The organism is Shewanella youngdeokensis (assembly GCF_033180165.1).
GTDB lineage: Bacteria > Pseudomonadota > Gammaproteobacteria > Enterobacterales > Shewanellaceae > Shewanella > Shewanella youngdeokensis.
The window spans coordinates 1,320,222-1,334,420 of record NZ_CP136522.1; the positions used below are offsets into that span (position 1 = coordinate 1,320,222).

General features: G+C 39.3%; 13 protein-coding genes. 12 read left to right on the forward strand and 1 reads right to left on the reverse strand.

Annotation, left to right across the window (positions count from 1 at the left end; genetic code table 11):
• Positions 1–151 precede the first annotated feature (151 nt).
• Together RGE70_RS05620 and RGE70_RS05625 are read left to right on the forward strand one after the other, a co-directional pair.
• On the forward strand, positions 152–916 hold the full coding sequence (locus RGE70_RS05620; RefSeq protein WP_310470550.1) for an MlaA family lipoprotein: 765 nt from the start codon (positions 152–154) through the stop codon (positions 914–916).
• 95 nt (positions 917–1,011) lie between these two features.
• Complete coding sequence (locus RGE70_RS05625; RefSeq protein ID WP_310470551.1) at positions 1,012–2,127, forward strand: response regulator; 1,116 nt, start codon at positions 1,012–1,014, stop codon at positions 2,125–2,127.
• 505 nt (positions 2,128–2,632) lie between these two features.
• Here RGE70_RS05625 and RGE70_RS05630 read toward each other — a convergent pair.
• Complete coding sequence (locus RGE70_RS05630; RefSeq protein ID WP_310470552.1) at positions 2,633–4,102, reverse strand: peptide MFS transporter; 1,470 nt, start codon at positions 4,100–4,102, stop codon at positions 2,633–2,635.
• A gap of 423 nt (positions 4,103–4,525) precedes the next feature.
• Here RGE70_RS05630 and rfaH point away from each other — a divergent pair, with 423 nt between their 5' ends.
• The 10 genes from rfaH to rfbD all read left to right on the forward strand — a co-directional run bounded on the left by rfaH (position 4,526) and on the right by rfbD (position 14,166).
• Entirely contained in the window at positions 4,526–5,047 is a 522-nt protein-coding gene (gene rfaH / locus RGE70_RS05635; protein WP_310470553.1) for a transcription/translation regulatory transformer protein RfaH, read from the forward strand.
• 377 nt (positions 5,048–5,424) lie between these two features.
• Positions 5,425–6,471: a UDP-N-acetylglucosamine--undecaprenyl-phosphate N-acetylglucosaminephosphotransferase gene (gene wecA, locus RGE70_RS05640; RefSeq protein WP_310470554.1), complete on the forward strand. Its 1,047-nt coding sequence runs from the start codon at positions 5,425–5,427 to the stop codon at positions 6,469–6,471.
• Positions 6,472–6,501: 30 nt separating this feature from the next.
• Positions 6,502–6,897, forward strand: a complete 396-nt coding sequence (locus tag RGE70_RS05645; protein ID WP_310470555.1) for a DVU3141 family protein — start codon at positions 6,502–6,504, stop codon at positions 6,895–6,897.
• 8 nt (positions 6,898–6,905) lie between these two features.
• A complete protein-coding gene (locus tag RGE70_RS05650; RefSeq protein ID WP_375087904.1) occupies positions 6,906–8,690 on the forward strand; it encodes a polysaccharide biosynthesis/export family protein in 1,785 nt (594 codons plus the stop codon).
• A gap of 15 nt (positions 8,691–8,705) precedes the next feature.
• Entirely contained in the window at positions 8,706–9,491 is a 786-nt protein-coding gene (locus tag RGE70_RS05655; RefSeq protein WP_310470557.1) for an ABC transporter permease, read from the forward strand.
• 27 nt (positions 9,492–9,518) lie between these two features.
• A complete protein-coding gene (locus RGE70_RS05660) occupies positions 9,519–10,169 on the forward strand; it encodes an ABC transporter ATP-binding protein (RefSeq protein ID WP_310470558.1) in 651 nt (216 codons plus the stop codon).
• 10 nt (positions 10,170–10,179) lie between these two features.
• Positions 10,180–11,661, forward strand: a complete 1,482-nt coding sequence (locus RGE70_RS05665) for a KpsE/RkpR family capsule polysaccharide export protein (protein WP_310470559.1) — start codon at positions 10,180–10,182, stop codon at positions 11,659–11,661.
• Positions 11,662–11,691: 30 nt separating this feature from the next.
• Positions 11,692–12,603, forward strand: a complete 912-nt coding sequence (rfbA, locus tag RGE70_RS05670; RefSeq protein WP_310470560.1) for a glucose-1-phosphate thymidylyltransferase RfbA — start codon at positions 11,692–11,694, stop codon at positions 12,601–12,603.
• A 26-nt stretch (positions 12,604–12,629) separates the two neighbouring features.
• Entirely contained in the window at positions 12,630–13,175 is a 546-nt protein-coding gene (gene rfbC / locus RGE70_RS05675) for a dTDP-4-dehydrorhamnose 3,5-epimerase (protein WP_310470561.1), read from the forward strand.
• Between the two features lie 97 nt (positions 13,176–13,272).
• Positions 13,273–14,166, forward strand: coding sequence for a dTDP-4-dehydrorhamnose reductase (gene rfbD / locus RGE70_RS05680; protein WP_310470562.1), 894 nt, complete (start codon positions 13,273–13,275; stop codon positions 14,164–14,166).
• Positions 14,167–14,199: the final 33 nt, after the last annotated feature.

The window sequence follows — 14,199 nt, forward strand, 5'->3', positions numbered from 1 at the left end:
TCGTGCTTAATCGTTGTCTTATCATATGATTATGATAACTCTATCTTCAACGTACACGACTTTAACTGCCAAAACTCTTTATCGGCAGTAGAGCATAAATATTTAATAGATGTATTAAGCGAGATATTTAGCCTTTTTTATTGAGACAATTATGACGTGTAAATGGATTATACTTTCTTTGGCGATAGTCGGTTTTTCAGCAATAGCGACTGAAAGCAGTACCGCGGATGAAACTGAAATAACGGTTACATACAATGATCCCCGCGACCCGATAGAGGGGTTCAACCGCGTTATGTGGGATTTAAACTACTTGTACATGGATCGTTATTTCTATCGGCCAGTAGCGCACGGTTATAATGACTATATTCCAGATCCTGTAAAAAACGGGATCAATAACTTTGTACTTAACCTCGAAGAGCCCAGTAGTGTTGTTAACAATACTTTGCAGGGAAAGTGGGGTTGGGCTGCCAACGCTGGGGGTCGATTTACCGTAAATAGTACTTTAGGCTTGTTAGGCGTGGTCGATGTGGCTGAAATGATGGGGATGACACGTAAGCAAGATGATTTTAATGAAGTACTTGGTTATTATGGTGTTCCTAACGGTCCATTTTTTATGGCTCCTTTTGTAGGGCCCTATGTTACCCGAGAGATCGCATCTAATTGGGTTGATGATCTATACTTCCCTCTTTCTGAGCTGACCTTTTGGCAAACAGTGTTAAAGTGGGGCCTTAAAAACTTACATCTACGGGCAGAAGCAATTGATCAGGAACGATTAATTGAAAATGCTTTAGACCCATATACTTTTGTTAAAGATGCATATTTCCAACATATGGACTATAAAGTATATGACGGTGATATTCCTCAAAGTGAAGATGACGACGAGCTTCTTGATGAATATATGGATGAACTTGATTAGATAATAATATTGTTGACCATATTCAATATGAGCCGACATGAGCGGAAACATATAACAAGGATGTGAGTTTACGCTGTTTTGGTAAAGGACGGCAAATGGCGCTAAAAGAATTAAAAATTTTGATAGTGGAGGACGATCCCGTTTTCCGCCAGATAGTTACGTCTTTTTTGACCAGCCGTGGCGCATTTGTTACCCAAGCTGACGACGGTGTAGCAGGTCTTAATCAATTTAAAAACCAACGTTTTGACGTAGTCATTGCCGATTTAAGCATGCCTAAGCTTAATGGCCTTGCCATGCTTAAGGCAATGAACAAACATCGGCCAGAAGTCCCCTCTATTATTATTTCTGGTAACCAAACTATGTCTGACGTCGTTGATGCGCTTAGGCATGGTGCAAGCGACTATTTAGTTAAGCCAGTGCCAGATCTTTACCTTATTGAAAATGCCATCATAGAGTGCTTGCCCAGTTCAATGGAAGACTCGTTACAAATTGATGAAACGGAGTCTTTATCATATTTAGAGTTGAACCAAAATCTTGAAATACTAGAGCAAAGCGAACAAGCAGCAAAAAGTGTACAACAACAACTGTTTCCACCAAGTCGAATTGAATACCCTAAAGCTAAGATTGACTATAGCCTGTTTAATACCAACGAAGTGAGTGCTCACTTTATTGATACAGCTTTACTAGATGAAACGCATATCATGATGTATATGGCACATTTCTATCCGCATGATAATCGAGCTGCTTTTGCTAGTGTTTTATTAAAAAGCTTTGTAAATCATCAGTTAAAGCAATATCGAAATCAATTGTCGACCGTAATTATTCAGCCATTTGAAATGCTCAGTTATTTAAATGACAGAATGACAAAGTCAGGCTTAGATATTTATGTCGACATGTCTTATGTTGTGATTGATTTAAACCTCCAGCAAGCCGCCATCGCACAAGCTGGCAGTGAGTTTCGTTGTTACTTGCGTAATGACGAAGGGCTCACGCCGCTAGCTCTGGCTGACTCATTACAATTAGGAGTGCTTGATTGGGGTCATCCTTCAGTTCAGCATAGGTCGCTGAAAGCCGGTGATAAACTGTGTATTTTAACAAATGTGAGTGAGCACAAACTTCAGCTGCTCAATGATCAATTTCATGGGCTTATACATGACACCACATCAGCCGCCGGTGGCTATATTCAACTAGCGTTAGAGTCGGCCGAATAGATTTTGTCCCGGCTATAATCACTCCCCATTCGGCAATTTATTCAAAAATTGCCGCCAAAATAGCCAAGCTTAAAAACAGCAGTGCTGGCAACAACAAAGCTGCGCCAAGCAAACACCTACTTTTAAGCTAGAGTCGTAGCTAATTTCAGCTGATATCAACATTAATTTTCAATGAGTAGTGTTATATATCTTAACCTCAGCCTGTCACCCACTAAACGTCGATGTGTCAGCCAAATACTCTTGCAGTTGATGACCGCATACACTTAAGGATAAGACATTAGATCACATCTAGAAGAGAACGCTAACTTTAGCGTGGTGGAGTCTTAAGGGCGGTTGCCAGCTTTAAAGCAGGAGGTAGTGCGAGTTATATGGGAAAGTATATTGTTAATACTAGCAAAGCTTAGATTGGCTCAATTAACTTACAAACGACAATAAAAAAGTGCTTCGTAAAAACGAAGCACTTTAATGTTTAACCAGCGTGTTTCAACAACAAGCCGATATAATATTAGCGCTTGATAGCTTCGTGTTCAGCTGTCACCGCAATCTCTTCTTCAAGTGCCTGCTCTTCCGTTTCTGCATGGTCTTCAGCACCGTGCATCCACGTAACAAGCTTATCAGCCATAAAGTACAAGATGATACCTGAAACAGCCGATGTAATTGCGATACCTGCAAAGATAGCCATCGCGTTAGCGAGCTGCTCTTCTTTACCGCCATCGTGACCAATAAATGATCCAATTACGCCACCAATCTTATTCGCACAAGCAATGAACAAGAACCATGCGCCCATCATTAATGATGCAATACGCAGCGGAGCAAGTTTTGTCACCATTGAAAGCCCGATAGGAGATAAACATAATTCACCCATAGTATGGAAGAAGTATGCACCCACTAACCACCACATGCTTGATTTGGCACTAGCGTCGCCGCCCATTTCAAGTACAGCACCAATCATAAATAGGAAGCCAACGCCTAGAAGTACTAGGCCTAAAGCAAACTTAACCGGAGAGTTTGGTTCATTTTTACCAAGGCGAACCCAAATAGATGCAATAACAGGCGCAAAAATCACAATAAACATTGCGTTAAGTGACTGGAACCAAGTGGTTGGGACTTCCCAGCCACCAATCATACGATCAGTAAAGTCGTTGGTGAATAAGTTAAGTAAGCCACCTGCTTGCTCAAAACCTGCCCAGAATATAATCGTAAATAAACCTAAAACCATAATTACTTTAATGCGGTCACGTTCAACCTGAGTTAGAGGCTCTTTACGTTCATTACCCGCAGCAGCATTTTTTTCTTTTTCAAGTTTCGCAGCTGGGTAGCGGCCGATGTCACCAAGTAGCTTTTGTGCAAAAAGGAACTGGATGATAAGGGAGAATATCATACCAATACCGGCACATAAGAAGCCCATTTGGAAATTGCCATCATTAGCTGCAACGACTGAACCGACAATAATACCGGATAGGAAAGCACCTACGTTAATACCCATGTAGAAGATAGTAAATGCACCATCACGGCGGTGATCACCTTCTTCATACAAGTCACCAACCATGGTAGAGATATTTGGCTTAAATAGACCATTACCCAGAATCAGCGTACCAAGACCAATATAGAACATGGTCGTTTCTAAACCAGGGACCCAGCTATGCGGTAAAGCAAGCAGGAATTGACCCATAGCCATTAATGCGCCACCAATCATAATCGCTTTACGCTGTCCCCAATAAGTATCAGCTAACCAGCCACCAAGCAGTGGGGTTAGATAAACTAAACCGGTAAAAGTACCGTAGAGCGAAATTGCATCAGCCTGAGTCCAGCCTAAACCGTGCCCGCCTTCTGTTTGTACTTTATCTACTAGATATAGCACCAATATGGCGCGCATCGCGTAATAACTGAATCGTTCCCATAGCTCTGTTGTAAACAACAGGAACAATCCCTTCGGATGCCCAAGCATCGTCCCCTGGGGTTTTACTCCGCTCATTTAATCTTCCACCTTCAACTTGTGATTGCCCGTGGGTTAAAAACACCACAGAAATGTATTTTCTTAAAATTATCACGATTTTACGTTACTAACGGGCCATAAATCGTGTTTACGACCTGCAATGTAGCGAATTCAATCGATATGTTTTGTGCTTATATTCTAATTTTTATAATTTAAAGCTAAAAATAGCGTTAAACGGGATAAAGCCCACCTTATATACCCTTTAAAAGGGGCTTAAGTCAATTATAAGGCGGTGACTGCTGACTTAATGAGCTGAAAAGAGACAGCCACAAATAATTACATAAAAATGGGAAGCTGAGTTCCATTTATAGAGTAAATTACTTTTAAAATGGCAGGTAATTTTGCTAGTATCTCAAGCAGTGAAAGGAAGTCACAACTTTATAAAAGAATAAGAGAGATAAAATGAAAGCTTGGTATTTGATTTATTGCAAACCTCGTGGTGAAAAGAGAGCGCAACAAAACTTAGCTTTACAGGGCATTGAAACTTATCTCCCCACTTACCCTGAAGAACAGTTACAAAAGGGACAAGTAACTGTACGCCGTGTTTCACTGTTCCCCAACTACCTTTTTGTATATTTTGATCCTGATGTGACTAGCGTCGCACGCATTCATAGTACCCGTGGGGTAATCCGCATTGTAGGTTGTAAAGAGTTAATGACCTCGATTGATGACAGTATTATCCATGAGCTAAAAATGCGTGAACATCATTTAATATCTACAATCGAGCCGGATATTGCGCCATTAAATATGACGCAAGGTGATAAAATTTGCTTTATCGACGGTCCTTTCAATGAGTTAGAAGGGGTATTCGATGAGGCTAATGGTGAGAAACGTTGTTTCGTACTATTTGAAATAATGGGCAAGCAACAAAGGGTTAGTGTCGACCGTGCCGTCATTAGTTCTGTTGAGCAGCGCTTCGGTTAGCTTTGTGTTGCTCCGGTAGTTGCAATTTGTTTCTTATCATTGCAATCTACCTCGTCATTATTTCAATGTTTCTTTTATTCAATTTGTGGGGATTAAATAAAGCAATATTTAGGGAGTGCCAATTTTGTTAGGTTGTTGGTTGTAAATGTTGCTTTCGGTAATGACTTAAAAAAATGTTTTTACAAAAAATATAGAATATTTTTTTAAGTTAATTAATTTGATAAGTCCTTAGGTGGTCGGGCATGTTGGAAGCCGTAATCCATGGGCGGTAGCGTGTCAAAAATATGCTGCTGAAGGCGCAAATTAGGTAGAAAATTTAAAAATTAGAACCCCACAAGGATGTTAAACAAAGTTTAGTTTAGGGGGATGGAGATAAAATGGATTGGTTTTTACCATTAGTGTGGACATTTTCAGTATCGTTTTTAGCCATAAGGCTGGCTAAACCTATCGCTGTAAAAATAGGTTTAGTTGATATACCGACTCAACGCAAGGTACATGTTGGTTCCGTACCGTTAGTTGGGGGTATTGCGATATATATTGGTGTATTAACGGCATCTATGATGTTTATTGAGCAAAGTCAGTCGCTAAACATTTACTTACTATCTGCTGCAATGGTTTTGTTTATTGGCGTCTTAGACGATAAATATGATTTGTCTGTGAGGTTGAGAATCGCATCTCAAATTTTCGTCGCCTGCATGATGATATTTGGTGCAGAACATTACCTTCACTCATTTGGTGGGCTGTTCGGTCATGGCACTATCAATTTAGGAGTGTTTGGCATACTGGTTACAATTGTCGCGGTTATCGGCTGTATTAACGCATTTAATATGATTGATGGAATTGACGGTTTAGCAGGTATGCTCAGTCTGGTGGCCTTTTCTTCACTCGGTTTCTTATTTAGTGCTGTTACTTCTGAGTGGTTCTTGTTGCCCATTATTTTTATTGCAGGCTTGGCTGCTTATTTAATGTTCAACTTAGGGTGGCCATCTAAAGCGTTAACGAAGGTGTTTATGGGTGACGCCGGTAATATGTTTATTGGGTTAACTATCGCTTGGCTACTTGTTATTGGTACTGAGGCCGAAATGGGAGCATTTCGCCCGGTTACTGCTCTGTATATTATTGCAATACCACTGATGGATATGGCTGCAATTATGTATCGGCGGATAAAAAAAGGTAAATCACCATTCAAACCAGACCGAGATCACTTGCATCATATTTTCGAAAGGGCAGGTTTTACTCGCCGTCAAACCTTAGCAATCATTACCGTTATTAGTTTTATGTTTGCAGGTTTTGGTTGTTTAGGTGAGCTTTATCAATGGCCTGAATGGCTAATGTTTATGTTGTTTATTGCCGTTTTTTCTATGTATAACTTAGTTCTTTCCCGTATCTGGACAATTATCGCTTATTTTAAAAAAATTAAGTAAGTCTCTAATAATATTTGAATATGTGATGTTATGAAACCAATTATAAATTTTCTAGCTGTTGCACCTGTTTTGTTTCTTGTCGCCTGTAGCTCTACGCCTCCGACAGTAAAAGCGAAAAGAAATATGATAGAAACTGTTAAAGTGTCTAATAGCCAGCAAACAGTGCCAAAAGAGTTATGGCTTGAGTTAAGTCGTCGGCAAGCGGGTGAAGTCATTCTTTATCAAGATGTAAATATTAAGTTGGAGCAAACATATATATCGGCTCTTGGTACGCAATGCCACAAGGTGTCATTGTTTAAGCGTTTAACTTCGTTAACGCCACAAACACGCGTTGTGTGTCAATCAGCTGACAGCTCATCTTGGGTGATGACACCAAATGTTATAGATAATAAAAATGAACTGATTAGCCTAGGCAATGACCAATGATAATAAATATGACTAGAACAGTATCTATAAGCTCTTTATTAGCTATGTTTAGCTTGTTTCTTATTTCAACCGTGTCAGCTGAAACGTTGAGTGCACAACAACTGGCAACGTTGCAAAATCAACAATCAGCCCCTGCAACAAACGCACAGCAAAGTAGTCAAAGTATAAACTCCTTAACGGCTTTGCAATCTGCATCCGCGCCAGCATTAACTAACTCAGCTATGGAGCAAGGCAGCTTTAATAGCGCTCAACGACAAGGGTTATTGTTACCAGGCGAGGCTACCGCTCAAGAGTTACTGCCTGTATCAGAAATAGGGTTACCACCACCATTTGGTGCCAATTTGTTTGCAGGTGGTTATGAGTCAGAACGGTTAGACGGGCTCAATGATGATTATATCATCGCACCTGGAGACAAAGTATCAATCAAGTTGTGGGGTGCCGTTAACTTATCGGAAGTATTAACGGTAGATAACTTAGGTAACTTATTTATTACCAATGTTGGCCCAGTTAATGTGGCCAATGTAAAAGCCAGCCAAATTAATACCGTGGTAACAACAAAAATCCGCAGTATTTATAAAAATGCAGTCCAAATTTACGTTAACTTACTAACCTCTACTCCGGTAAGTGTGTTTATTACTGGTAATGTAATTCGTCCAGGCCAATACGCTGGCCTTGCTTCAGACAGTTTACTCTATTTTCTAAAACGTTCTGGTGGTATAGATTCAGAGCGAGGAAGTTATCGTAGTATAAAAGTTATTCGACAAAATAAAACGATTCATGAAATCGACCTGTATGATTTTATTGTCAAAGGCTATATGCCTCAATTTAACTTCAAAGATAATGATGTCATCTTAGTATCACGCCAAAAAGCTACCGTTGTTGTGTCTGGCAGCGTGCGATACCCGTTTAGGTTTGAATTTAAAAATGATACAGGTATAGGCGAAGAGCTTGCAAATTATGCCAGCCCTCTAGCTAAAGTTAGCCATGTAGGTGTAGTTGGTGATAGAGCAGACGGACCTTTCTCTGTTTATATGGCGCTTGAAGAGTTTCAACAGTTTAAGCTTAAAGATGGTGACAGGCTCTTTTTTAACGATGATATACGTGCGCAGGTATTTGACATTCAAATTGCCGGCAGTTACAGCGGACCATCTTATTTTGCAGTCAAAAATAATACTCGCCTGCATGACGTGCTAGCTCAGGTTCCGATTGATGTCGACCTCGCTGATTATAAAAACATATATATTCAGCGTCGTAGTGTTGCTATCGCACAAAAACAACAGATTGAAGATTCCCTCAACCGTCTTGAGCGAAGTGTGTTTACTGCACCTGCCTCTTCTGATGGCGAAGCTCGTATTCGCGCCGAAGAAGCTAAAATGGTTCTTGAGTTTACCAAGCGTGCGCGCACGGTTCAGCCGCTAGGTAAAGTTATTGTTGCTGACAACGGTAAAATCGCCAATATACAATTAGAAGAAGGCGATATTATTTATATACCACCACAAACTGATCTGATTCAAATTGGTGGCGAAGTGATTATGCCGCAAGCCGTTGTTTACAATCCCAATGCGAGTATTAAAGACTATATTGCATGGGCAGGTGGCTATTCGGAACGTGCGAATTACGAACAAATAATGGTAGTTAATGCTAATGGCATGGTAGATATAAATTCTAATGGCCCAATTAAACCTGGCGACCAAATTATAGTGTTGCCACGTGTTGATGCAAAATTGATGCAATCGGTTAAAGATGTAACCCAAATAATATACCAAATCGCTATTGCTGCTAATGCTATTTAACTAGGTAATAAAATTGTGACTCAAATAATAAAGCGAAATAACTGGGCTATATGGCGTGACGTTATTTTTGCATTGTTTGTACGTGAAATTAGAACCGGATTTAACGATAAGTTTGGTATTGCTTGGTCAGTTGTTAATCCTGTAGCTTTCATTTTTATTCTGTCTTTTGTTCGTGGTCGAATGGACGGTGGTGAAACTCATACCATACCTACTTTTGCATTTATGGCATTAGGGCTTATTCTTATTCAGTTTTTTTTGGAAACGGTAAACTCCACCTCAAATGCAATTAAGAAGAACAAAGCTTTATTTGCATTTAGACAAGTACAACCTATAAGCAGTGTTTTAGCTAGTGCCTTGTTTGTGCTGCTTGTAAAGGTATTCGTTTGCATTGTTATCATGTTGATAATGTATTTTTTGAAGATGGAAATAAGAATTGATGACCCTTTAGAGTTAATAGCTGTTTTCATTTTAGTATGGTTTACTTCTGTATCCGTAGGCATTATTTTTGCAATTTCATCTTGTTTTGTACCAGAAACCGATAAAGTAAAAGGCCTGTTGCTGAGACCGTTCTTTTTTATTTCTGGTGTTTTCTTTTCGTTACAGGATTTTCCGCAAATGATGTGGAAGTATTTAGATTGGAACCCAATGTTGCATGCAATTGAATTAGCTCGTTATTCAGCTTACGGAAGTTATGGTAATGCTGGTGTGAGTTTTGGTTACCTTACAGGTGTGACTATTTGTTTATCATTTTTAGCTTTAGCATCGTATCAAGGCTATTGGAAACAAGCTATTAGTCGCTAACGAAACGCATGATAATTTGGCTATAAAATGATTAAGTTAAATAATATAAGTAAGTATTACCCATCAAAAATTGGGGATCAGTATATTTTCAAAGATCTCAGTTTTGAGATCCCATCAAACCACAATATTGCAATATTAGGTGCTAATGGCTCAGGTAAATCGACTTTATTTAGGTTACTTGCTGGTAGCGAATATCCTAATAAAGGGCAAATTGTAACCGACCTTAATTTATCATGGCCTGTAGCATTAACTACAGGTATTCATCCACAAATGACTGGCCGAGAAAATACACGGTTTATCGGCATGATCAATGGAGTTTCTGATATAGACGCCTATGTTGCACGAGTACGAGATTTTTCTGATCTTGGTGATAAATTTGATTTACCAGTAAGAGTCTATTCCAGTGGTATGCGCCCTAGGTTAGCCTTTGCTTGTTCAATGGGGTTAGATTTTGATGTGTATTTGATCGACGAAGTAACATCTGTTGGGGACGCTAGCTTTAAGAGAAAAACTAAAGCGGCACTAACGGAGCGAAGTAAAATAGCTAATGTTATTATGGTTAGTCATGAAATGGATGAGTTAAGGCATTTTTGTGATAGTGCAATTGTACTAGATAAAGGGAAGTTGAACTTTTACAACGATTTAGAAGAAGGTATTAGCAAATACCAATCACTATAAAGAAAAAATTATGAGTAATTTTGCAGTCGAAAAAGTAGAAAAACGCTTTCAAAAACTAGCTCGAACGTCACTCAAAGACATTTTGAATGATGTACCTAAGTTACTGAAAGTGGCCAAAGAAATTGAGGCAGAAGATGTCGCGCTAGCAAAGCGAATCGTTGAAAGAGCAAAAAAAATCTACCCAACTAATGGCATCGTTGACAATGAGTTAAAACGTTTGACTACATTGGTCAATTCACTGATTGAAGCTGAAAAATCGAAGATGCAAATGATTGAACAGCCATCAGTCAAAGCAGATGAAGTGAATTCAAGTATTCAAAAAAATGTACAAGATGAGCCTGAAACAATAACATCTCCACTAAATTCAACACTACAACATCTAGTTAAGCCATGGGTAATATTTTTAGTTTTGCCTTTTGCAATATTTTCATTTTATCAAATTGTTTGGGCGAGCGTAGGTTATGAAAGTCGCGCTCAGCTAATTGTACAACAGCCCGACGGCTTGGCAACGATGGACTCATCTCTTGCCATGTTAAGTGGTCTAGGGGTTAGCTCACCATCATCTTCAGATCTTGAGTTAGTGAAAGCTTATGTGCATTCGCAAGATATGTTTAATTTCCTCGAACAAGAAACTGATTTTACAAAACACTTCAGCGAATCTAATGTGGACTTTTTTTCAAGATTGCATAGTTGGTCTACAAAAGAAGATAAATATTCATATTACCTTGATCATGTTGCAGTTGAAATTGATGAAAAGTCAGCTGTGATAACAATTACAGTTCGAGCTTTTGATGGTGAGTTTGCTCACGAACTCAACAATGAACTAGTTAAACGAGCTGAGTGGTTTATCAATTCGATAGGTCATCAACTTGCAGAAGAGCAGTTAAAGTTTATTAATAATGAGCATCAACTGGTTGAATTAAAACTTAAAGACGCAAAGACAAAGCTACTGAACTTTCAGCAAGATTTCAATCTATTAGACCCTCAAGCTGAAGGGCTTGCGATGCAACAAATTACTTATAGTATTGAAGCCAATATAGCCACCCAAGAAGCAGAGCTAAAATCTCTCCAAAAAGTGATGACGGACAAAGCGCCTCAAGTTATCGGCACGATTGCTAAAATATCGGCCCTTAAACAGCAACTTGAGTATGAGCGCAATAGGCTTTCAATGCTACATCCTACAAATATTAATGTAGATAAACAGCAAGTACAGAGCAATTCAGTAAGTGAAGTTTTATCTAAGTATTCAAGCTATAAAATAGCATTAGAATTAGCGCTGCAATCCTATACGGCATCACAGGTTTCTTTAGAGAAAGCTCGGATTGAAGCATACCGCCAACTCAAATATTTGATGGTTGTTGAGGCTCCTACGCTGCCTGAGGATAATCAATATCCTAAGGTGGTCTATAATTTATCGTTATTTGCTGCCTTGCAGTTAATGTTATTTGGTATTGGAAGAATTATTTTAGCAACCGTTAAAGAACTTGGTTAAAAGATATCTTTAGCAGTTGAAAGTGAGTTTATGAGAAATAGTAAAATAGAAAAGAGTCATTCGAGATGTAAAGGTATTGTTTTAGCTGGCGGAACGGGATCTAGGTTATACCCGTTGACTAAAGTTGTTAGTAAACAATTAATGCCAATTTATGACAAACCAATGATTTTTTATCCAATATCTACCCTAATGGTAGCTGGTATAAAAGAAATATTGATTATCGCTACTCCTGAAGAATTGCCACGTTTTAAAGAGCTACTTGGTGATGGCAGTGATTGGGGAATTACTTTTGATTATGTTGCGCAACCAAGTCCTGATGGTTTGGCACAAGCTTTTATTCTAGCTGAGCAGTTTCTTAATGGTGCTCCAGCAGCCTTAGTTTTAGGTGATAATTTGTTTTATGGGCACGACTTGTCTACGTCACTAAGACGTGCGTCATCTAAGCAAACTGGCGCCACTGTGTTTGGTTATCATGTTGCTAACCCAACGGCATACGGTGTGGTTGAGTTTGATTGTGATGGAAGCGTGCTGTCCATTGAAGAAAAGCCTGAAGTACCCAAGTCTAATTATGCGGTGCCAGGCTTGTACTTTTTTGATAATCGAGTGGTCGATTTTGCCAAAAATGTGAAACCTTCAGCACGAGGTGAGTTAGAAATCACCGACGTAATAGAGCAATATTTGCGAGCAGGTGAACTTAAAGTTGAGATTATGGGTCGCGGTACAGCCTGGTTAGATACGGGGACGCACGATAGCCTACTGCAAGCTGCTAGTTTTATCGAAACTTTAGAAAAGCGTCAAGGCTTAAAGGTATGTTGCCCTGAAGAAATCGCTTATCGGTCTGGGTTTATTGATGAAAAACAGTTAAGAGATCTAGCAATGCCACTTAAAAAGAGTGGTTACGGGCAATACTTGCTTAATATGGTTGATCAAAAAGTTTTTTAACCCTTTCCAATCAAAGCGGACAGATTATGAAGTTTATAGATACAGCAATACCTGACGTAAAAATCATAGAACCAAAAGTGTTTGGTGATGAACGCGGCTTTTTTATGGAAACATTCAGAACAAACTTGTTTAATGAACATTGTTCTGAGCGCGAATTTGTTCAAGAAAATCATAGTAAATCAAGTCATGGTATTTTGCGCGGATTACATTTTCAAACAGAAAACACCCAAGGTAAGTTGGTCAGAGTTACCCGTGGTGAAGTCTTTGACGTTGCGGTCGATCTAAGGCAAAGCTCTAGCACCTTTGGTCAATGGGTTGGGGTAGTACTTTCGGCTGAAAATAAACGTCAACTATGGGTACCAGAAGGTTTTGCTCATGGGTTTTATGTGATGAGTGATGAAGCTGAGTTTGTATATAAATGTACCGATATTTATAATCCAACAGCGGAAATTTCACTAAAGTGGGACGACCCAACACTTAATATTGACTGGCCCTTGGTTGGTAGAAAACAGCCTGTATTATCTTTAAAAGATGAGCAGGGGTTATCATTTGAACAAGCTCCAAAATTTTAACTTTTGACGCTCCATTGTACGGTTTAAATCTGTGGATATCAGGCTTAAGCTGAAGTGTATTTTAATAACACAATTGTAGCAATAAACAGGTAAATCTATGAAAGTGTTAGTAACCGGCCGCGGTGGTCAATTAGCATGGGAGCTTGAGCAAACAACTCCTGATGGTATTGAATTTGTTAGCTTCGATGCCATTGCACTTGATATCACAGACTTTGGCCGAGTTAATCAAGTGTTAATGGCTGAGTCGCCAGATATCGTGATCAATGCTGCGGCTTACACCGCAGTTGATAAAGCCGAAACAGAGCAACAAGCAGCATATGCGGTTAACGAGGTTGGCAGCCAGCATTTAGCTATAGCGTGTAAAAATATTAATGCCAAGTTAATACACGTATCGACAGACTTTGTTTTTGATGGCACCAAAACGATGCCATACCAAACAGACGACACGCCGAACCCAATTAATGTTTATGGCGCTTCAAAGTTAGCGGGCGAAATTAAGGTAAACAATATATTAGGTAATCAAGCTACCATTATACGGACAGCCTGGGTATATTCTGCTAATGGTAATAACTTCGTTAAGACCATGCTGAGGTTGATGGCTGAAAGAGAAAAGTTAGGCATTGTTTACGACCAAGTTGGCACTCCAACATGGGCCAAAGGGCTGGCAAAAATGATTTGGGGCTTAATTGAGTTAAATAAAACCAACCCGGAAAATAAAGCACAGTTGTTGCACTGGACTGATGCCGGAGTTGCTTCGTGGTTTGACTTTGCTGTAGCAATTCAAGAACTGGGCATTGAAAAAGGGTTACTAACTCGCGCTATACCATTATCAGCCATACCTGCAGCAAATTACCCCGCACCTGCTGCTCGACCTAGCTTTAGCGTTATAGACAAAGTAACTGCTGAAGCAGCTTGCGGAATAAGCACAGTGCACTGGCGTAAACAGCTATGTAAAATGTTAGATGAATATATTGCTAACCAATCACACTAGCATCTTTAAAAATTAATCTAAGGTTTTTAATTT

Coding starts and splice junctions, on each gene's coding strand:
- RGE70_RS05660 (WP_310470558.1), top strand. CDS start 9,519: ATGATTAAGTTAAATAATATAAGTAAGTATTACCCATCAAAAATTGGG.
- RGE70_RS05620 (WP_310470550.1), top strand. CDS start 152: ATGACGTGTAAATGGATTATACTTTCTTTGGCGATAGTCGGTTTTTCA.
- RGE70_RS05645 (WP_310470555.1), top strand. CDS start 6,502: ATGAAACCAATTATAAATTTTCTAGCTGTTGCACCTGTTTTGTTTCTT.
- rfbD (WP_310470562.1), top strand. CDS start 13,273: ATGAAAGTGTTAGTAACCGGCCGCGGTGGTCAATTAGCATGGGAGCTT.
- wecA (WP_310470554.1), top strand. CDS start 5,425: ATGGATTGGTTTTTACCATTAGTGTGGACATTTTCAGTATCGTTTTTA.
- RGE70_RS05650 (WP_375087904.1), top strand. CDS start 6,906: ATGACTAGAACAGTATCTATAAGCTCTTTATTAGCTATGTTTAGCTTG.
- RGE70_RS05665 (WP_310470559.1), top strand. CDS start 10,180: ATGAGTAATTTTGCAGTCGAAAAAGTAGAAAAACGCTTTCAAAAACTA.
- rfbA (WP_310470560.1), top strand. CDS start 11,692: ATGAGAAATAGTAAAATAGAAAAGAGTCATTCGAGATGTAAAGGTATT.
- RGE70_RS05630 (WP_310470552.1), bottom strand. CDS start 4,102: ATGAGCGGAGTAAAACCCCAGGGGACGATGCTTGGGCATCCGAAGGGA.
- rfaH (WP_310470553.1), top strand. CDS start 4,526: ATGAAAGCTTGGTATTTGATTTATTGCAAACCTCGTGGTGAAAAGAGA.
- RGE70_RS05625 (WP_310470551.1), top strand. CDS start 1,012: ATGGCGCTAAAAGAATTAAAAATTTTGATAGTGGAGGACGATCCCGTT.
- rfbC (WP_310470561.1), top strand. CDS start 12,630: ATGAAGTTTATAGATACAGCAATACCTGACGTAAAAATCATAGAACCA.